This is a genomic window from Sphingomonas jejuensis, assembly GCF_011927695.1.
Lineage (GTDB): Bacteria > Pseudomonadota > Alphaproteobacteria > Sphingomonadales > Sphingomonadaceae > Sphingomonas_K > Sphingomonas_K jejuensis.
The window spans coordinates 634,213-653,238 of record NZ_JAATJE010000002.1 but is presented as its reverse complement, the minus strand read 5'-3'; the positions used below and the strand labels follow the sequence as shown (position 1 = coordinate 653,238).

Annotated in this window: 15 protein-coding genes and 1 pseudogene; 9 read left to right on the top strand and 7 right to left on the bottom strand. The window is 69.0% G+C overall.

Features of this window, described 5'->3' with window-relative positions; genetic code table 11:
- Positions 1-6: 6 nt before the first annotated feature.
- Positions 7-2,760 (top strand): [protein-PII] uridylyltransferase, encoded by a 2,754-nt coding sequence (locus GGR88_RS12810; RefSeq protein ID WP_167955604.1) that lies wholly within the window; start codon positions 7-9, stop codon positions 2,758-2,760.
- An 18-nt stretch (positions 2,761-2,778) separates the two neighbouring features.
- Here GGR88_RS12810 and GGR88_RS12805 read toward each other — a convergent pair whose 3' ends face one another.
- The 5 genes from GGR88_RS12805 to thrS all read right to left on the bottom strand — a co-directional run bounded on the left by GGR88_RS12805 (position 2,779) and on the right by thrS (position 9,680).
- Positions 2,779-3,483, bottom strand: coding sequence for a hypothetical protein (locus tag GGR88_RS12805; RefSeq protein WP_167955602.1), 705 nt, complete (start codon positions 3,481-3,483; stop codon positions 2,779-2,781).
- 7 nt (positions 3,484-3,490) lie between these two features.
- Complete coding sequence (locus GGR88_RS12800) at positions 3,491-6,370, bottom strand: TonB-dependent receptor (RefSeq protein ID WP_167955600.1); 2,880 nt, start codon at positions 6,368-6,370, stop codon at positions 3,491-3,493.
- A gap of 358 nt (positions 6,371-6,728) precedes the next feature.
- A complete protein-coding gene (gene infC, locus GGR88_RS12795; protein ID WP_167955598.1) occupies positions 6,729-7,268 on the bottom strand; it encodes a translation initiation factor IF-3 in 540 nt (179 codons plus the stop codon).
- An 82-nt stretch (positions 7,269-7,350) separates the two neighbouring features.
- A complete protein-coding gene (locus GGR88_RS12790; protein WP_167955596.1) occupies positions 7,351-7,677 on the bottom strand; it encodes a YnfA family protein in 327 nt (108 codons plus the stop codon).
- Positions 7,674-9,680, bottom strand: coding sequence for a threonine--tRNA ligase (gene thrS, locus GGR88_RS12785; protein ID WP_167955593.1), 2,007 nt, complete (start codon positions 9,678-9,680; stop codon positions 7,674-7,676). The genes GGR88_RS12790 and thrS overlap by 4 nt, the downstream gene beginning before the upstream one ends.
- A gap of 124 nt (positions 9,681-9,804) precedes the next feature.
- Here thrS and GGR88_RS12780 point away from each other — a divergent pair, with 124 nt between their 5' ends.
- The 6 genes from GGR88_RS12780 to GGR88_RS12755 are packed head-to-tail and all read left to right on the top strand — an operon-like array spanning position 9,805 to position 13,261.
- Positions 9,805-10,059 carry a DUF6356 family protein gene (locus tag GGR88_RS12780; protein WP_167955591.1) on the top strand — a complete coding sequence of 85 codons (255 nt, stop codon included), beginning with the start codon at positions 9,805-9,807 and terminating at the stop codon, positions 10,057-10,059.
- Complete coding sequence (locus GGR88_RS12775) at positions 10,047-10,784, top strand: alpha/beta hydrolase (RefSeq protein ID WP_167955589.1); 738 nt, start codon at positions 10,047-10,049, stop codon at positions 10,782-10,784. The genes GGR88_RS12780 and GGR88_RS12775 overlap by 13 nt, the downstream gene beginning before the upstream one ends.
- A complete protein-coding gene (locus GGR88_RS12770; protein WP_167955587.1) occupies positions 10,781-11,557 on the top strand; it encodes a tetratricopeptide repeat protein in 777 nt (258 codons plus the stop codon). Before GGR88_RS12775 ends, GGR88_RS12770 begins: the two co-directional genes overlap by 4 nt.
- Before the next feature lie 42 nt (positions 11,558-11,599).
- Entirely contained in the window at positions 11,600-12,049 is a 450-nt protein-coding gene (locus GGR88_RS12765) for a VOC family protein (RefSeq protein WP_167955584.1), read from the top strand.
- A 9-nt stretch (positions 12,050-12,058) separates the two neighbouring features.
- Positions 12,059-12,790 carry a hydroxyacylglutathione hydrolase gene (gene gloB / locus GGR88_RS12760; protein ID WP_167955581.1) on the top strand — a complete coding sequence of 244 codons (732 nt, stop codon included), beginning with the start codon at positions 12,059-12,061 and terminating at the stop codon, positions 12,788-12,790.
- 42 nt (positions 12,791-12,832) lie between these two features.
- Positions 12,833-13,261 (top strand): hypothetical protein, encoded by a 429-nt coding sequence (locus tag GGR88_RS12755; RefSeq protein ID WP_167955579.1) that lies wholly within the window; start codon positions 12,833-12,835, stop codon positions 13,259-13,261.
- Here GGR88_RS12755 and GGR88_RS12750 read toward each other — a convergent pair.
- The gene (locus GGR88_RS12750) at positions 13,258-15,036 is read right to left on the bottom strand and encodes an AMP-dependent synthetase/ligase (RefSeq protein WP_167955577.1); all 1,779 of its coding nucleotides are present in this window, start codon (positions 15,034-15,036) and stop codon (positions 13,258-13,260) included. The genes GGR88_RS12755 and GGR88_RS12750 overlap by 4 nt on opposite strands.
- A gap of 150 nt (positions 15,037-15,186) precedes the next feature.
- Between GGR88_RS12750 and ggt the strand changes: the two are divergent.
- Positions 15,187-16,788: pseudogene (gene ggt / locus GGR88_RS12745) on the top strand (gamma-glutamyltransferase); the annotation flags it as partial.
- A 38-nt stretch (positions 16,789-16,826) separates the two neighbouring features.
- Here the strand turns inward: ggt and GGR88_RS12740 are convergent.
- Complete coding sequence (locus GGR88_RS12740) at positions 16,827-17,885, bottom strand: quinone-dependent dihydroorotate dehydrogenase (RefSeq protein ID WP_167955575.1); 1,059 nt, start codon at positions 17,883-17,885, stop codon at positions 16,827-16,829.
- Between the two features lie 296 nt (positions 17,886-18,181).
- Here GGR88_RS12740 and GGR88_RS12735 point away from each other — a divergent pair, with 296 nt between their 5' ends.
- Positions 18,182-18,988 (top strand): helix-turn-helix domain-containing protein, encoded by an 807-nt coding sequence (locus GGR88_RS12735; RefSeq protein WP_167955573.1) that lies wholly within the window; start codon positions 18,182-18,184, stop codon positions 18,986-18,988.
- Positions 18,989-19,026: the final 38 nt, after the last annotated feature.

Sequence of the window (19,026 nt, the reverse complement as noted above, 5' to 3'; positions counted from 1 at the left end):
AGCCCGGTGCTGAGCCGCTTCGAAAGCCTGCCGAACCGGCGGGCCATCATCGACCGGAAGGCTGTTGCCGACGCGCTGGCCGCGATTCCCGATGGTACGTCGGGCGCCATGCGCACGGCCATGGTCGCGATCATCCGGCGCGCGCTGGACGACGGCCGCGCCGAGATCGCCCGGCGCCTGGACGAAGCCCCAGCCCGCGGCCTTCCGGCCGCCAACGCCGGCGCCTTCCTGGTTGATCAGTTATTGCGGCTATTGTTCGACTTCACGACCACGCGGCTCTACCCCCTCGCCAATCCGACGGCGGCGGAGCGCCTCGTCCTGGTTGCGGTCGGCGGCTACGGCCGCGGCGAACTCGCCCCTCACAGCGATGTCGACATCGGCTTCGTGACGCCCTGGAAGCGAAGCGGGTGGGCCGAACAGGTCATCGAGACCATCCTTTACACGCTCTGGGACCTGCAGCTGCGGATCGGTTATTCCAGCCGCTCGGTCGACGACACGCTGCGGCTCGCGCGGCAGGACGGGACCATCCGCACCGCGCTCTTGGAAAGCCGGTTCGTCTGGGGCGACGCGCCGCTCTGGGAAGAGGTCTCCGGCCGCCTGGCGCGTGAGGTCATGTCGGGCAATGCCCGCGCCTTCGTTGCCGACAAGCTGGAGGAGCGCGACCGCCGGCATGTCCGGATGGGCGACAGCCGCTATGTCGTCGAGCCCAATGTGAAGGAAGGCAAGGGCGGACTGCGCGACCTTCACACGCTGTTCTGGATCGGGAAGTACGTCCACCAGGTCGGCCGGGTGACCGATCTGGTGGAGGCGGGGCTGCTGACCCCCGTCGAGCTTCGCCGTTTCCAGAAGGCCGAGGATTTCCTGTGGGCCGTGCGATGTCACCTGCATCTTGCCGCAGGGCGGCACGAGGAGCGGCTGACCTTCGACATGCAGGCCGAGATCGCGCGCCGCATGCGCTATGCCGAGCGTCCAGGCCGGGCGCCCGTCGAGCGCTTCATGCAGCATTATTTCCTGAACGCGCGGACGGTGGGCGACCTGACGGGCCTTTTCCTGGCGCATCTGGACGAGGCGATGGCGGCGCGCGGGCGCCGGTTCGTGCTGCCGCAGCTCGGGCGGCGCCCGCGGCGGCTGGACGGTTTCACGATCGTGCGCGGGCGGCTGGCGATCCCGGAGGACGACTTCTTCCGCGCCGATCCCGTACGCCTGCTGCAGCTGTTCGCGCTCGCCGACCGGCACGGGCTAGAGATTCATCCGCTCACCATGCGCGCCGCCGGGCGCGACGCGGTGCTGATCACCGGAACGATCCGGCGGGATCCGCGCGCCAATGCGCTGTTCATGGACGTGCTGACCTCGCCGCGCGACCCGGAAACGGTGCTGCGGTGGATGAACGAGGCCGGCGTGTTCGGCCGCTTCGTGCCCGACTTCGGTCGGGTCGTCGCGAAGATGCAGTTCGACATGTACCATCATTACACCGTCGACGAGCACACCATCCGCGCGGTCGGGCTGCTCGCTCGCATCCTGAAGGGCGATCTGGCCGGGGATCATCCGCTTGCGACCGAGATCGGCCATGGTCTCGTATCCCGCCGCATCCTGCCCGTGGCGGTCCTCCTTCACGACATCGCCAAGGGGCGGGCTGGCGATCACAGCGTGCTTGGCGAGGAAGTGGCCAAACGCCTCTGTCCGCGACTGGGGCTGACCGCGGCCGAGACGGAGACGGTCGCCTGGCTGGTGCGCTGGCACCTGCTGATGTCGGCCACCGCGTTCAAGCGGGACCTGTCCGACTACAAGACGATCCTCGACTTCGCCGACCGGGTGCAGAGCGCGGAGCGGCTCCGCATGCTGCTGCTGCTGACGGTGGTCGACATCCGGGCCGTCGGCCCGGGCGTCTGGAACGGCTGGAAGCGGCAGCTGCTGACCGAGCTCTACCTGTCCGCCGAGGAACGGCTGAGGCTCGGGCACAAGCATGTCGGGCGGGAGGAGCGGGTCGCCGCCAAGCAGGCGGCGCTGGCCACCGCGCTCGGCTGGGCGCCGGACCGGTTCGAGCGGCACCGCGCGCGACTGCCCGAAAGCTACTGGATCGCCGAGCCCGCCGACGTGCTGGAGCGCAATGCCCGGCTGGTCGACGGTGCGAGCGACGCCCCCGTGGTGACGGAGGCGCATGCCGACAGCGAGCGCGGCGCGACCCTCGTCACGGTCTACGCCGCCGATCATCCCGGGCTCTTCTACCGCATCGCGGGGGCGATCCACCTGGCCGGCGCCAATGTCATCGACGCGCGCATCCACACGACCCGCGACGGCATGGCGCTCGACAATTTCCTGGTGCAGGACCCGGTCGGCGGCACCTTTGCCGACGCCGCGCAGCTCGACCGGTTGTGCCGGACGATCAAGGAAACGCTCGCCAGCCGGGCCCGACCGGACGAGCGGCTGGTGACCCGCCCGGCGCCGCGTGTCCGTGCCGATGCCTTCCAGGTCCAGCCGGCGGTGCTGATCGATAACAAGGCGTCGAACCGCTATACCGTGGTGGAGGTGAACGCGCGCGACCGGGCGGCGCTGCTGTCCGGCCTCGCGCACGGGCTGTTCCAGTCGCGCGTGACGCTCCACAGCGCCCATGTCGCGACCTATGGCGAGCGGGCCGTCGACACCTTCTACGTTACCGACCTCATCGGGCAGAAGATCACCGCACCCGCCAGGATGAAGGCGCTGGAAAAGCGGCTGCTGGAGGCGGCGAGCGGCAAGGTCGACAGGCGCGAAGCGGCCTGAGAGGGCCGATCGCTGTGATCAGGGTGCCAGCAAGGCGTCGACGTCGCCGCCATTCTCGCGCAGGATTCTCTCCACCCGGCGACGCCCGTCATAATAGACGAGGACAGGTGAGGTGGGGTTTGCTGCACGAATGCGCGCCTCGTCTGCCGGATCGATGCTCGTCTCGCCGGCCACATGATCCGCATAGCCCTCCCGCTTCCAAGCGGGCAGGCGGATCGAGCGGATCTCACCAATGTGTTGGGCGACGAGCAGGTGCACGGTTTCGTGCGCGATCGTTCCGGACAATGTGCGTGTCCTGCCGGCCGCAGCAGCGCTGGTGACACGGTCGGCGGCGATGTCGCTTTGGTTGAAAACGAGCACGTTCGAGAAGGGACGCCGGAAGGCGATTGTCCCATGCATGTGCAGGGCCAAGAGGCGCCATCGCCAGCCGCCGTCGGTCAGGACGATCTGACGCCTGATCCCCGGGCGATTGATGGGGCTGGTCGCAAGCAGCGCATCGGCCCGGGCGAGCACCGGTGCGATGGCGGGTGTCAGCGGCTCCATCGACAGCACCGACGTGCTGCCGAAATCCTGTCGATAGGGGAAGGCGAGCGCGGCCGGCCCATGCAGCACGACGACGGCGAACAGCAGAAGGGCCGGCAGCAATCGCCGGCCCCAGCGGCCACCGGTCAGAAGGTCGAAGATCCGCCGCCGTCGCGACGGATCCTCTCGCCCCCTTGTCATTGCGCGGTCAGAACCGCCCGCGCAGCGTCACGCCGTATGTGCGCGGCTCCGCCAGATAGCTCGAGAAGATCTGGTTGGCGGTGGTGCCAAACGCGGCGGTCTGTGCGCGGCTGCCGGCGCCCTGGAACGGGGCGTTGAAGGCGACCTGCTGATAGTCGGTGTCGAGCAGGTTCTGCGCCCAGAGCTCGAGCGCCCAGTGCTGGTCGGGACCACGCAGGCCGACGCGCGCGTTCATCACGAAGAACCCGTCCTGCTCCTTCTCCGGGAACAGGTCGGAACCGGTGTTGTAGTCGCTCGACAGACGTCCATCGACGTAGAACAGCCCGCTCAGCCCCGTCGTTCCGATGTCCGGCGTCCAGGCGAAGGACGAGGTCACGACATGCTCCGGCGCGTTGGAGACGCGCGACCCCGGAAGCAGGAACAGCGCGGGGTCGAGCTGCTCGCCGGCACCGATCAGGTTGTCGCGGTACCGCGTGTCGGCATAGGTGTAGCCGAGCGTGAAGGCGGTGTCCGACGACGGGAACATCGATGCCTCGATTTCCACGCCCTGCGAGCGGACGCCGGCCTGCTCGTCACCGGTGCACAGTCCGGTCGCACCGCTCGAATCCTGGTCCGCGCCGCCCAGATCGTCATCGCACGATCCGATGTTCTGGACGATGAAGACGCTGCCGTTGAAGGTGTTGAGCTGGAAGTTGCTGAAGTCCTGCCGGAAGGCGGCAACGTTGACGTTGAACTGGCGGCTGGTGAACTTCAGGCCGACTTCGTAGGCGTTCACCTTCTCTGCCGCGAACTGCAGGTCGGACACGTCGGCCGGCGTGATGCCGCCGGCAAGCGCCGGGGTTGCGACCGGGCGCGAGCCCAGTGCGGACCGGTCGAGGTTGAAGCCACCCGCCTTGTAGCCGCGGGAGTAGCTTGCATAGAGCAGCAGGTCGTCGGTCGGCTTGTAGGACAGCACGCCGGTACCGGTGAACTCGTCCTCGCGCCGCTCGTCCTCCAGCGCGAAGCCGTTCAGCAAGGACGAACTGTTGCCCTGGCAGGTGAGCGTGATGATGCCGCCCACAAAGGTCGAGAGCTGCTGGCGCTGTGCCGCAGTCAGGCCGGGCGTCGCCGGATTGGCGATCGCCTGCAGCACCGGCAGCAGGTTGGCGCGCTGCGTGCCGCACACGGTGTTGTTGTTGTCGAACGTCGCGGAGAAATCCTTGCGCTCGTTGGTGTAGCGCAGTCCGAGCGTCAGGCTGAGCTGGTCGGTGATGTTGATGATGTTGTGCGTGAAGGCCGCGAAATTCTCGCTGTCCTGGCGATAGTCGGCGCGGTTGTCGCCGACATTGTTGACGCCGCCCGTCCGCACCCCGTTCACCACCGTTCCGGAAAGCCGATCGAGGCCGGCGAGGATCGGGGTGGCGAGCGCACCGAAGCTGGCGCCGAACGCCTGCCGCGCTGTCGCACCGCCGAACGCCGCCGACGGCGTGGTGCCAAGGCAGCCGGATGCGTTGGGATTGCGCAGCAGCGACAGCGGGTTGGCGGTCGCGACCAGGCGGCAGGCTGCGAAGGCGCCGTACTGGCTGCCGAACTTCAGGTTGTCGACGACGACAAGGTCTTCCTTGGCGTAGTAGCCGCCGACCAGCCAGTCGAGTACGCCGTCGAACGCCGATCCGTTCAGCCGCAGTTCCTGGCTGAAGGTGTGGAACTCGCGGAAGCTGTTGCCGTCGTCCGCGCGATACAGAAGGTCGACATTGCCGTAGTCATAGTCGCCGGCGCCGCCCGCCTTGTATTCGCGATAGGCGGTGATCGACGTCAGCGTCGCCGGGCCGAAGTCATAGTCGACCTGCCCGGAAATGCCGTAATCCTTGGTCTCGTTGCGGAACGTCCGGCCCGACGTCACCGCGACGCGGCGGTTGTACGGGTCCATGCGGTTCGGGAACGCATCGCCCGGGAACACGCCGCCCAGGCTGCGCAGCACGTCCACGAAGCGGTTCGTGGGCGACAGCGACACGGCGCCGTCGGTGTTGAAGCCCGGCGTGGTTGTGTTCGCGGTCGGGTCGAAGGTCTCGGCCGTCGACTTGAACACGGCCGCGCAGCACGCCTCGTCGCGGCGGGTATAGTCGCCGATCAGACGGACGGTGAGCGCATCGCTCGGCTCGAACAGCAGCTGCCCACGCACGAAATAGCGGTTGCGGTCGTTGACTCGGCCGCCGTCGATGACGTCGCGGTAGAAGCCGTCGCGGGTGTTGTAGATGCCGTCGACGCGGAACGCGACCGTATCGGTGATCGGTCCGGTCAGGCTGCCGCCCAGCCGGATGTTGTCGTAATTGCCGTAGGTCGCTTCCACCGTGCCGCCGAAGTCGAACGACGGCGCGCGCGAGATGATGTTGATGAGGCCGGCCGACGCGTTGCGGCCGAACAGCGTGCCCTGCGGGCCGCGCAGCACCTCGACCCGGTCGATCTCGCCCAGCTCGTTGAGGCCGGAGCCGGTGCGCGACCGATACACGCCGTCGATGAACACTGCGACCGAGCTTTCCAGGCCGGGATTGTCGCCGACCGTGCCGATGCCGCGGATTCGGGCGGAGGCGTTCGCCTCCGATCCGGTCGACGACACGAGCAGCGACGGCGCGAGCTGGTTGAGTTGGCGGATGTCGCTGGCGCCGGAGTTCTGCAGCGACTCCGCGGTCACCGCCGACACCGCGATCGGAACGTCCGACAGCGCCTGCGCGCGCCGGGTCGCCGTGATGATGATGTCGCCGCCGATCTCGGCCGCCGTGTCGGTCTGGGCGCCGGCCTCGTCGCTGCTGGGCGCGTTGGTCGCCGGCGTCGATGGCGCCACCTGCGCCTGGGCGGGAACCGCGAATGCGAACAAGGCTGCGGACGCAAGCCACCTGGTCTTCGGCATGCTCTTCTCTCCCCTCCGGGTGTCGCCCGCTTGTGCGGTACGACTTGGGGCTGAGCATAGCGGCGATCCTTTCGCCGTCTCAATCAAAATTCGGCGGATTTCCGGGCGATTCCGGGACAAGCGTCACCCGACTGCAACATGCGGGAATGACGCTACGTCAAGCTTGCTCTCCGAGCGGATTTTCCAGCCCACCGATACTTCCGGCACCTCATCCGAAGCGGAATCGGACAGATTTCGGAGGTTGGCCAAGCAAGAAAAAACGGCACGCCCGACATGAGCGTGCCGTCTGTTCGAGGCTTCGATCGGCCCGGAGAACGCGGTGGCGCCGCCCCCATGGCGACCACAACCGTTCATCGGATCAGCGCGGCGAGAGCACCATCAGCATCTGCCGGCCTTCCATGCGCGGGTGCATCTCCACCTTGGCGGCCTCGGCCGTATCGGCCTGGACGCGCTGGAGCAGCTGCATGCCGAGCTGGCCATGGGACAGCTCGCGCCCGCGGAACCGCAGCGTGACCTTCACCTTGTCGCCTTCGCCGATAAACTCGGCGATCTTCTTCATCTTCGTCTCATAATCATGATCGTCGATGTTCGGACGCATCTTGATCTCCTTGATCTCCTGCGTCTTCTGCGACTTGCGGGCGAGATTGGCCTTCTTCTGGTTCTCGTACTTGAACTTGCCGATATCCAGGAACTTGGCAACGGGCGGGTCGGCGTTGGGCGAAACCTCCACCAGGTCGAGCCCGACGGCGGCGGCCTGCTCCATCGCCTCGCGCGTGAACATCACGCCCAGATTCTCTCCCTCGTCGTCGATCACCCGGACCTTGGGACTTTGGATGAACTCGTTGTAACGGGGGCCGTTCAACGGCATCGGCGGCTGGCCGAGCGGACGGCGCATCATGGGCGGACGTATAGGGCTTCTCCTGTTGCCTGTTCGGTGAACCGCTAAAATAGTGATTCCGGGCCGGAATGAAAAGACGCCGTCAGCGCGCGCCCCACAGGATCACCGCACATCCCGCCAGCGCCAGCCCGCCACCGGCCAGATCGGTCGCGCGCAACGTGCCGCCTTCCACCACCAGCAGCCAGGCGAGCGCGGCCGTGATGTAGATGCCTCCATAGGCCGCAAAGGCGCGCCCCGCGGCATCGGCGGGGCTCAAGGTCAGCAGCCAGGCAAACAACAGCAATGCCGCGATGCCCGGAACCAGCCACAAGGGCGACCGGCCGTCCCGCGCCCAGGCCCAGAAGGCGTAACAGCCACCGATCTCGGCAAGCGCAGCGGCGACGAGGATCGCGGCGGCGCCCGGCGTCATCGCCGCGCCAGGTCCGGCGCCATCGCCTCCATGGCAAGCCGGGCGACGATCTCGTCGAGGGGGACGACCTCCTGCGCCTGGCTGCCCAGCCGGCGAACGGCCACGGTGCGCTCGTCGGCCTCCCGCTTGCCCACCACCAGCATCACCGGCACCTTTGCCAGGGAGTGCTCGCGCACCTTGTAGTTGATCTTTTCGTTGCGGGCGTCGGTTTCCGCGCGCAGCCCGGCCCGGGCCAGCGCCGCCTGCACCTCCGCGGCATAGCCGTCCGCATCCGACACGATCGTCGCCACCACCGCCTGCACGGGCGCGAGCCACAGCGGGAAGCGGCCGGCATGATGTTCGATCAGGATGCCGATGAAGCGTTCAAACGTACCCAGGATCGCGCGGTGCAGCATCACCGGGCGGTGCCGCTCGCCATCCTCGCCGACATAGCTGGCATCCAGCCGCTCCGGCAGCACGCGGTCCGACTGGATGGTGCCGACCTGCCATGTCCGCCCGATCGCGTCCGTCAGGTGGAATTCGAGCTTCGGCGCGTAAAAGGCGCCCTCGCCCTCCAGCTCCTCGAACCCGTCGCGGATCTCCGGCGCGATGTCGGCGGCGAGCACGGCGCGGCGCAGCTCGTCTTCCGCCTTGTCCCACATGGCATCGTCGCCAAACCGCTTTTCCGGCCGCAGCGCCAGCTTCACCGCATAGCTGTCGAAGCCCAGGTCCTTGTAGACCGAATCGAGCAGCTCGCAGAATGCCTTGACCTCATCGACCAGCCGGTCCTCGCCCACGAAGATATGTGCGTCGTCCTGCGTGAACTGGCGGACCCGCATGATGCCGTGGAGCGCGCCGTGCGGCTCGTTCCGGTGGCAGCAGCCGAACTCCGCCATGCGGATCGGCAGGTCGCGATAGGACTTGATCCCCTGCTTGAAGATCAGGACGTGCGCCGGGCAGTTCATGGGCTTCAGCGCCATCAGGTCGCCCTCGCCCGACAGCACGGCGCCCTCGTCCTCCGTGTTCGGCACCTCGTCGGGCACCACGAACATGTTCTCGCGGTACTTGCCCCAGTGGCCGGACTGTTCCCACTGGCGGGCGTCCATCAGCTGCGGCGTCTTCACCTCCGCATAGTCGGCCGCGTCGAGCCGGCGGCGCATATAGGCCTCCAGCTGGCGCCACAGGATGAACCCCTTGGGATGCCAGAAGACGGACCCTTGAGCCTCCGACTGCAGGTGGAACAGGTCCATGTCCTGCCCGATCCGGCGATGGTCGCGCTTGGCGGCTTCCTCCAGCATGGTGAGGTGCGCGTCGAGCTGCTTCTTGTTGAGCCAGCCGGTGCCGTAGATGCGCGACAGCATCGCGTTGTTCTGGTCGCCGCGCCAATAGGCGCCGGACACGCGCGTGAGCTTGAAGGCCTGCGGATCGAGGCGCCCGGTGGAGGGCATGTGCGGGCCGCGGCACATGTCGAGCCACTGGCCCTGACGATAGATGGTCAGCTCCTCGCCGTCGGGAAGCTCGGCCGCCCACTCGGCCTTGAAGGTCTCGCCCTGCTTGTTCCAGGTCTCGATCAGCTGCTCGCGGCTCCAGACTTCCCGCGTGAAGGGCTCGTTGCGCGCGATGATCGCGCGCATCTCTGCCTCGATCGCGGGCAGGTCTTCCTCCGTGAAGGGGCCACGTGCCGCCGACGGAGCGAAGTCATAATAGAAGCCGTCGGCCGTCGCCGGTCCGAAGGTGATCTGCGTGCCCGGAAACAGGTGCTGCACCGCCTCCGCCATGACATGCGCGAAGTCGTGGCGCGCAAGCTCCAGCGCGTCCGCCTCGTCGCGCATGGTGACGAGCGACAGCTGCGCGTCGGCCTCCAGCGGGCGTGACAGGTCGCGCACCTCGCCGTCCACCTTCGCCGCGATCGCCGCCTTGGCGAGGCCGGGCCCGATCGCGGCGGCGATCTCGGCCGGGGTGGTGCCGCGCGCGACGTGGCGTGCGGAACCGTCGGGCAGCGTGATCGTCAGCATCTCGGACATGGGTGGCTTTCTGGGCAGGGTCGTCGGCGGCGCTTATGCCCGCGCGGCTTCGTGGAGGGCAAGGCATGTGGCGCAGGACCGGCCGTCCTGCTACCCTTCGCGGCTCCACCAAGGGAGGTTCGCCATGTTCCGCCGCCTGTTCCTCGACCATCCGGCCGACGTGAACGAAAGCTATGCGGCGCATTTCCGCACCGCGACGCGCTTCGGCCTTCTCATGATTGCCGGTGGGCTCGGCGCGATCGTGCATGGCATCGTGCCGGCACTGTTCCAGACGACCGGGAGCCGCACGGTCAAGCGCCTCCATGCCGAAATGAACGGCGCCCGCGGGCGCACGCGCGACGCCAATGTGGAGATGAAGTCGGTCGAATGGGTGATCTGATCCGGCTGGACGTCCGGCCAGGCACGTCGATCGCGGTCAGGCACCGTGCCGGTATCGGCCCCACGCTGCTCTTCTTGCCCGGTTACCTGTCGGACATGGCCGGATCAAAGGCGGTGGCGGTGGACCGCTGGTGCGCAGAGCGCGGCCGCGCCTGTGTTCGCTTCGACTATTCCGGCTGCGGGGAAAGCGGCGGCGACGTGTCGCGCGCGACCCTCGCCCACTGGCGCGACGAGGTTTTGGCGCTGATCGACTGGATCGACGGGCCGGTGCTCATTGTCGGATCGTCGATGGGCGGCTGGATCATGCTGCTGGCGGCGCTGGCCCGGCCGGACCGGGTCTGTGGGCTGATCGGCATCGCCGCGGCACCGGATTTCACCGACTGGGGCTTCACGCCCGCGCAAAAGGACGAGATCCGCGCCCGTGGCTTCGTTGAGGAGCCCAACCCCTATGGACCGGAGCCGACGGTGACCACCCGCGCCTTCTGGGAGTCGGGTGAGGCCAACCGGCTCCTCCATGGGCAGGTCGCGATCGACTGTCCGGTGCGCCTGCTGCACGGCACCGCCGACCCGGACGTGCCGTGGCAGCTGAGCCCCCGGCTGTCCGACGCGCTCCGTTCAGCCGACGTCCAGACGATCCTGATCAAGGACGGTGACCATCGCCTGTCGCGGCCGGAGGACATTGGTCTCCTCCTCGGCACGATCGAGGCGATGCTGGAGTCCGCATGATCCTGCCCTTCTTCCTGCTGGTGCAGGCCGCCGCCACCGGCCCGACGCTGCCCGACGAAGCCCGCTTCGATGCCTGCATCGCGGCCGTCGCGCGCGCGCCGGACGAGGGCGTGGCGGAGGCGGAACGCTGGCAGGCAGCCGGTGGCGGCGTGCTCGCGCGGCAATGCCTGGGGCTCGCCCATGCGGCGGCCACACGGTGGCCCGCCGCCGCCACCAGCTTTGAAGGCGCGGCACGCGCGGCGGAGGTCGCGCGCGACGGCCGCGCCGCCCGGTTGTGGGCGCAGGCCGGCAACGCCTGGCTGGCGGGCGGCGCGCCGGCGCAGGCGGTGACGGCGCTGGACGCCGCCTTGGCGCAGGGTGCCACCGAAGGTGAACTGCTGGGCGAGGTGCATCTGGACCGCGCCCGCGCGCTGGTGGCGCTCGATCGGTTGAGCGATGCGCGCGTCGATCTGGATGCGGCGACGCGCCTTGCACCACGCGATCCGCTCGCTTGGCTGCTCTCGGCCACGCTTGCCCGGCGACAGGGCGATCTTGCGCGCGCACAGGCCGACATCGGTGAGGCTGCGACGCGCGCGCCCGACGATGCGTCCGTCGCGCTGGAGGCCGGATTGATTGCGGCCAACCAGGGCAACGACGCCGCCGCGCGCGCGGCCTGGAACGGCGCGATCGCCGTTCAGCCGGGCAGCCCCGCCGCCGCACAGGCCCGCAGCCTGCTGGCGCAGCTTGACGGGACGGCGGTGCCGGCCGCGCCCGCGATTGAACCGGGTCGCTGACGCCGGGTTGCGGCGGCGGCGGCGGCTCCTAGATAAAACGCCATGCGCTACCTCCACACCATGATCCGCGTCGCCGACCCGGACAAGACGATCGCCTTCTTCGAGCTTCTGGGGCTGAAGGAGGTCCGCCGGCTCGAAAACGAGCAAGGCCGCTTCACCCTCATCTTCCTGGCAACGCCGGACGACATGAACGCGCCCGGCGAGCGCGCCAATGCGGAGGTGGAGCTGACCTACAACTGGCCGAAGGACGGCGAGGCGCCCGAAAGCTACACCGGCGGCCGCAATTTCGGCCACCTGGCGTACCGGGTGGAGAATATCTACGACACTTGCCAGCGGATCATGGATGCCGGCCACATCGTCCACCGCCCGCCGCGCGATGGCCACATGGCGTTCGTGAAGACGCCGGACGGCATCTCCATCGAACTGCTGCAGGAAGGCACGCTGCCGCCGCAGGAGCCATGGGCATCGATGCCCAACACCGGCAGCTGGTAGGAAGCGCCCGTGCCGCTCGAGGTCATCCCTGTGCCCGTTCTGTCGGACAACTATGTCTGGCTGGTGCACGACACTGACAGCGGCGAGACGCTGGCGGTCGATCCTGGTGAAGCGGCGCCGGTGCTGGCCGCCGCCGACGCGCGCGGCTGGACGATCGGGCAGATATGGAACACGCACTGGCATCCCGACCATGTCGGCGGGAATGCGGAGGTGCGGTCCGTCACCGGCGCGGTCGTGACCGGCCCGGCGGCGGAGGCGGCGCGGATCCCGACACTCGATCGGCAGGTCGCGCCGGGGGACCGCCTTCGCCTGGGGGCACACGAGGCCGTCGTGCTCGCAACCCCGGCGCATACCGCCGGTCATGTCTCCTTCCACTTTCCCGACGACGATCTCGTCTTTGTGGGCGACACGCTGTTCGCGATGGGCTGCGGCCGCCTGTTCGAAGGCACCGCCGCCGACATGTTCGCGGCGATGCGCACGCTGGAGGCGCTTGGCGACCGAACCTGCGTCTATGCCGGGCATGAATACACGGCCTCCAACGGCCGCTACGCCCGCGTGGCGGAGCCGGACAATGCCGCCATCCGCAACCGGATGGAGGAGGTCGAGGCGCTTCGCGAGGCCGGTGTGCCGACGCTCCCCACCACGATCGGCTTGGAGCGGGCGACGAACCCCTTCATGCGCGCACCGGACGCCGAAACGCTCGCCCGGCACCGCGCCGCGAAGGATGACTTCAGAAACTGAATCGCCGGTCGGGAAGTTGTTACGATCAAAGGAGAAACCGTCATGCGCCCGTTGATCGCGATTGCTGCTCTGGCCTTGGCGAGCGGTTGCGCCAAACAGCCGCTCACCGATGCCCAGCAAGCCGCCCGTGCCGAACGCGATGCGCGGCTGGACGAGGATGAGCGCGACGCGCTGGCGGGCCTCACCCCCGGCCAGCCGCAGGCCTGCATCCCCATTAACCAGAGCCGCAGCACCACCTTCATCGGCGATCGCACGATCCTCTACCGGGTCAATCAGAACCTCATCTACCGCAACGATCCGCCCAACGGCTGTCCGGGGCTGCGGCGCGGCATGACCATCATCACCCGGACGCCCGGCACGCAGCTGTGCCGCGGCGACATCGTCCGTGTGGCGGACCTGGTCGCGGGCATCAAGGCGGGCGGGTGCGGGCTCGGCGATTTCGTCCCCTACCGCCGCGACGCCGCCGACTAGCTCCGGTAGAGCGCCTCCAGCCGGTCGCCGAAGGCGGCGCGAATCACGTGGCGCCTGATCTTCATCGACGGGGTCAGCATCTCGTTGTCGATGGTGAAGGGCTGGTCGGTGATCGTCACGCGCCGCACCTTTTCGGTGACGGACAGGTCGCGATTCACCCGGTCGACCGCTGCGGAGACGGCCGCGCGGAACGCCGGATCGTCGGCGTCGGCGCGCCCGCCGGTCTGCCGCGCCCACTCCGTCGCCCATTCTGGGTCGGGCACGACCAGCCCGACCAGGTAGGGCCGCTTGTCGCCGGACACCATCGCCTGGAAGATCTCCGGCTGCAGCGTCAGCATGCCCTCGATCCGTTGCGGGGCGACATTCTCGCCCTTGTCGTTGACGATCAGGTCCTTCTTGCGATCGGTGATGACGATGCGTCCTGAACCGTCGATATGGCCGATGTCGCCGGTGTGCAGCCATCCGTCCTTCAGCACGCGCGCGGTTTCCGCGTCGTTGCGCCAATATCCCTTCATCACCAGCGGGCCCTGCACCAGGATCTCGCCATCGTCGGCGATGCGGACGGTGGTGTTCTTCAGCGGCGGGCCGACCGTGTCCATCTTGATGCCGGCTTTCGGCCGATTGCACGAGATGACCGGCGCCGCCTCCGTCTGGCCGTAGCCCTGGAGAAGCGTGAGGCCGAGGCCGTGGAAGAACGCGCCCACTTCCGGGTTCAACGGCGCACCGCCCGACACCAGCGCCTTGATGCGCCCGCCGAACTTGGCCTGCACCTTGCGCCGGACGGTCGCGTCCAGCAGCCAGTCGAGCGGGCGGTCCACCAGCCGCAGCCCGCCGTCCAGCTCGCGCGCGCCCAGCGCCACGGCGCGGGCCATCAGCTTGGGCGCCAGTCCGCCCTGCTTCTCGATGGCCTTGCTGATCCGCTGGCGCAGCACCTCGAACAACCGCGGCACCACGACCATGATGGTCGGCCGGACCTCCTCGATGTTGGAGGCGAGCTTTTCCAGCCCCTCCGCATAGTAGATCTGCCCGCCGACGCCGATCGGGAAGAACTGGCCGCCGCTGTGCTCATAGGCGTGGCTGAGCGGCAGGAACGACAGGAACACCTCGTCGCCCTCGCCGAAATCCTCGCGGATGACGTCGCGGCATCCCTCCACATTGTGAAGGATCGCGCCGTGGTGCTGCATCACGCCCCGCGGCGACCCGCCGGTGCCGCTGGTGTAGATGATGCAGGCCAGCGCATCGCGGTCCGCGGTCGCCTCTGCGGCCAGCGCGGCAACATCCGCCCCGTCGGCGACCAGATCGGCATATTGATGGAAGCCGACCGCGCCGCTCTGGCCGAAGCGAAGCGGGTCGATGCCGATCAGCAGGTCGGCCGTGGACGACCGCATCACCGCCGGCATCAGCGTGCGGGCAAGCTTGTCGGTCGACACGATCACCGCGCGCGCATCGCTGTTCTCCAGGATGTGCAGGTGGTCGCGCTCCGTGTTGGTGGTGTAGGTCGGGACGGTGACGCAGCCGGCGGCCATGATCGCCAGGTCAGCGATGCACCACTCCGGCCGGTTCTCGCTGACCAGCATCACCCGGTCGCCCGGGGAAAGCCCGATCCGCTGCAGCCCGCGCGCCAGGCTGGCCACCTGTTCGGCGGCCTCGCGCCAGCTGATCGGCGTCCACGCGCCGTCGCGCTTGCGCCACAGGAACGGCTTGTCGCCACCCTCCACCGCGCGCGCGAAGAACAGCGCCACCAGGTTCTGGAAATCCTCAACCGGCTGCCTCATCCACATCCCCGCTTCCGGCTTGCTGCCGATTGACGTTGCGTCAGCCATAAGGGCGCTGTCGACAAATCGCCAGCATGCGCCCGGCCGTGGACGGGGCTGGCCGAGCCGACTAACGACAGGCCTTCGCGTCGCCACCGAAAGAAGCAGACCATGCACCATCTTCGCGTCGTCCTGATGCTGCTTTTCGCATTCGCGACCGGATCATGCGCCACCGTGGCGACCCGCCCGGAGGCGCCGGCGCGCGAGGTCTTCGTGGTCGCCGCAAACCCGCTCGCGGCCGAAGCCGGCATGGCGGTGCTGCGGCGCGGCGGCAGCGCGGCCGATGCCGCCGTCGCGGTGCAGGCCATGCTGTCGCTGGTGGAGCCGCAAAGCTCCGGCGTCGGCGGTGGCGCCTTTCTCACCTGGTATGACGGTGCGACCCGGCAGGTCACCGTCTATGACGGCCGCGAAACCGCCCCCGCCGGGGCCACGCCCGACATGTTCCTGGATGACGGCGGCCGCCCGCTGCCGTTCGGCCAGGCGGTGCTGAGCGGACGGGCAACGGGCGTGCCGGGCGCGGTGGCCATGCTGGCGCACGTCCATGCCCGGCGCGGCGCGCTTCCCTGGTCGTCGCTGTTCGACGATGCGGAGCGGGTTGCCCGGGACGGCTTCGTCGTGACGCCTCGCCTCGCCCGCTTCCTGTCCGGCGACTTTCCCCAGCTGCAGGCGCCCGATGTGCGCGAATATTTCGCACGGCCGGGCGGCGGGCTGCTGCGCGCGGGCGACCGCTTGGCCAACCCCGCCTATGCCGGCTTCCTGCGCCGGCTGGCGAGCCAGGGGCCGGATGCGCTCTACCGCGGCGAGACCGCGCGCCGCATCGTGGACCGGGTGCGTGCCGGGCCGGGCGGAAGCGCGATGACGCTGGCCGATCTCGCCGGATACCGGCCGATCGAACGCGAACCCGTGTGCGGGCCGTACCGGGCCTTTCTCGTCTGCGCGCCGCCGCCGCCGTCGAGCGGCGTTGCGCTCATCCAGCTGCTCATGCTGCTGGAACGCACCGACATCGCCGATCGCGGCCCGGCCGACCCGCAGGCCTGGTTCCTGTTCGCCGAAGCCAGCCGGCTGATGTACGCCGATCGCGACCGCTATGTCGGCGATCCCGCCTTTGTGACGGTGCCGGTCGCCGGGCTGATCGACCCGGCCTATGTCGCCGGCCGTGCGCGGCTGATCGGCAGCCGCGCCGGCCCGCCACCGACCGCCGGCACTCCCCCGGGCGCGCCGACCCCGGCCGCCGACCGGACGCTGGAGCCCGCCGGCACCACCCACTTCATCGTGGGCGATGCGGCCGGCAACGTCGTGTCGATGACGACAACCGTTGAATCGATCTTCGGCAGCGGCCGGATGGTCGACGGCTTCTTCCTGAACAACCAGATGACCGATTTCTCGTTCACCCCCGGCGGGCCGAACGCCGTGGCCGCCGGCAAGCGGCCGCGCTCATCGATGACGCCGCTCGTGATGCTCGACGGCGATCGCCGCTTTGCCGGCGCGATCGGCTCGGCGGGCGGAAACGCGATTCTGGCCTATGTCGCGAAAAGCCTTGTCGCGGCGGTCGACTGGGACCTGCCCATGCAGCAGGCGCTCGCACTGCCGAACCTCGTGGCGCGCGGCGCCGCCTTCCAGGGCGAGGTTGACCGCTTTCCACCGGCGGTGGTCGCGGCGCTCGCCCAGCGGGGGATCATGCTCCGGCCCGGGCAGGGGGAAGACAGCGGCGTCCACGGCGTGATCGTCCGGGACGGACGGATCGACGGCGGCTACGATCCCAGGCGGGAAGGCCGGGTGCTGGTCGCGCCGGCGCCGACCAGGTCCGCGATCCGCGCCACGCCCTCCCGCTCCATCCGCGCGGCAAGCCCGGCGGCGATGCGGCGGGCGAGCCCGGGACCTTCGTACACCAGCGCGGAATAAAGCTGGACGAGGCTGGCACCGGCCGCCAGCCGGTCCCACGCGTCGTCGGCCGTGGCGATCCCGCCTGCCGAGATCAGCGGGATGCGTCCGGCGGCGGCCGCGGCGAAGCGGCGCAGCATCGCCAGCGCCAGTGGCGCCAGCGGCCGGCCGGACAGACCGCCGGTCTCCCCCGCCTGCGCGGAGCGGAGCGGCGGGCGCGACACAGTGGTGTTGGCGACGATCAGCGCGTCCATGCCGCCGGTGATCGCGGCTTCGACGATCACCTCGACGTCGCTGGGGTCGAGGTCGGGCGCCACCTTCAGGAAAACGGGCGGCCCGCCCGCGCGCCGCGCGCCGGCGACCGCGGACAGCAGCTCGGCCAGCGCGGCCGGGTCCTGCAACGCGCGCAGGCCGGGCGTGTTCGGGGAGCTGATGTTGACCGTCAGGTAATCCGCCACGTCCGCCATGCGGGCGATCCCGGCGGCATAGTCCCCGATCCGGTCCGCGCTGTCCTTGTTGGCGCCGATGTTGACGCCCACGATGTCGGTGCCGCGCCGGCGGCGGGACAGCCGGACGTGGGCCGCGGCCTGGCCGCCATTGTTGAAGCCCATCCGGTTGATCACCGCCCCGTCCTCGACCAGGCGGAAGAGGCGCGGCCGTGGGTTGCCGGCCTGCGGCAGCGGCGTGAGCGTGCCGACCTCCACGAAGCCAAAGCCGCGGGCGAGCAGCGCGTCCGGCACCAGCGCGTCCTTGTCGAACCCGGCGGCCAGCCCGACCGGGTTGGGAAAGGCGAGTCCGGCGACGGTCGAGCCGAGTCGCGGGTCGGCCGGCTTGGGTTGGGCGGGCGCGAGCCGCAGGCCGCGGATGGCGAGCTGGTGCGCGCGTTCGGGATCAAGCGAGAAGAGAAGCGGCTGGAGCGTCCGGTACATGGCGCGCGGCTATGGCAACATGTTGGTTTGACGTCAAAACGCCGTCCCTGCCTCCGACAGGATCTTGCCTTGGGTTAGTCTTCCGTTGTAACAATGCTGCAACCGGAATGGGGTGTCGGGTCCATCCAATACAGAAACATTCGCTCACACTAGAGCGGCGGCGCGACCCGAAGATCTCGGAGACCTGTCTCCAGGATCTTTCACCTTGACCCGGCCGCCTCGGCGGCCGGGTCATTTTTCGGGAAACGCGGCGGGGCTTGGGGAGGCCCTGTATAAAGTGGGGAACAACCCTTTGGATGGGTCGCGACGTCTATAACGCAATTCCGCCGGAGCCATCGCTCGCGGGAGACATAGAAGAATTCTTCGAGCGCCGCTTCGAGGCCGGGGCGGTGGAGCTGAGCCATTGCGCCGATCACGCGCGCATTGGCCTGGCCTTGTCGGGTAACGTCGAATTCTCCTTTCCCGATGGCCGCCGCCAGCGGATGTGCAGCCCCACCATCATCGGGCCGTCGACACGCGTGTCGCTGGTCCGGATGGACGGGCCCGTGCATATCTTCGGCGTGGTGCTGAAACCGCCGGCATGGGGCGACCTGTGCAACGGCGGATGTGCCCGGCTGATCGATCGCGCCTTTCCGGCCAGCGCGCTGCTCGGCCACGGCGTCAACGCGCTGGCGCCGGTGCTGAGCGATGCGCCGGACTTCGAGACCCGCGTCGCCATCGCCAGCGCTTATGCGCGCGGGCTGCGCGATGCCGCGCCCATGAACGCGTTCAACGCCAGCTTCGCGACGGTGGTGGATCAGTGGCTCGCCTCCAGCGAGCGGCCCCGCATCGAGACGCTGGTCGGCATGTCGCACCTGTCCCGCCGGCAGGTGGAGCGGCTGTGCAAGCTGCTCTACGGCGTGCCGCCGCGCATGCTCGCGCGCCGCCACCGCGCACTGCGCGCGGCCGAGCTGCTGCTGCGCGAAACCAATGTCGACGAGGTGATCGGCCAGGGCTTCTACGATCAGTCCCACCTGATCCGGGAGCTGAAGCACTTCACCGGCCTCACGCCCCGCCGGCTCGGAAGCGTGTCGCGCGGCCAGTTCCTGGGCACGCGCTTCTGACGCTTTGACCGCGCAGTCGGGTTGACGCGGCCCGGACC

Coding starts and splice junctions, on each gene's coding strand:
- GGR88_RS12805 (WP_167955602.1), bottom strand. CDS start 3,483: ATGACAAGGGGGCGAGAGGATCCGTCGCGACGGCGGCGGATCTTCGAC.
- GGR88_RS12800 (WP_167955600.1), bottom strand. CDS start 6,370: ATGCCGAAGACCAGGTGGCTTGCGTCCGCAGCCTTGTTCGCATTCGCG.
- infC (WP_167955598.1), bottom strand. CDS start 7,268: ATGATGCGCCGTCCGCTCGGCCAGCCGCCGATGCCGTTGAACGGCCCC.
- GGR88_RS12790 (WP_167955596.1), bottom strand. CDS start 7,677: ATGACGCCGGGCGCCGCCGCGATCCTCGTCGCCGCTGCGCTTGCCGAG.
- thrS (WP_167955593.1), bottom strand. CDS start 9,680: ATGTCCGAGATGCTGACGATCACGCTGCCCGACGGTTCCGCACGCCAC.
- GGR88_RS12780 (WP_167955591.1), top strand. CDS start 9,805: ATGTTCCGCCGCCTGTTCCTCGACCATCCGGCCGACGTGAACGAAAGC.
- GGR88_RS12775 (WP_167955589.1), top strand. CDS start 10,047: ATGGGTGATCTGATCCGGCTGGACGTCCGGCCAGGCACGTCGATCGCG.
- GGR88_RS12770 (WP_167955587.1), top strand. CDS start 10,781: ATGATCCTGCCCTTCTTCCTGCTGGTGCAGGCCGCCGCCACCGGCCCG.
- GGR88_RS12765 (WP_167955584.1), top strand. CDS start 11,600: ATGCGCTACCTCCACACCATGATCCGCGTCGCCGACCCGGACAAGACG.
- GGR88_RS12755 (WP_167955579.1), top strand. CDS start 12,833: ATGCGCCCGTTGATCGCGATTGCTGCTCTGGCCTTGGCGAGCGGTTGC.
- GGR88_RS12750 (WP_167955577.1), bottom strand. CDS start 15,036: ATGAGGCAGCCGGTTGAGGATTTCCAGAACCTGGTGGCGCTGTTCTTC.
- GGR88_RS12740 (WP_167955575.1), bottom strand. CDS start 17,885: ATGTACCGGACGCTCCAGCCGCTTCTCTTCTCGCTTGATCCCGAACGC.
- GGR88_RS12735 (WP_167955573.1), top strand. CDS start 18,182: ATGGGTCGCGACGTCTATAACGCAATTCCGCCGGAGCCATCGCTCGCG.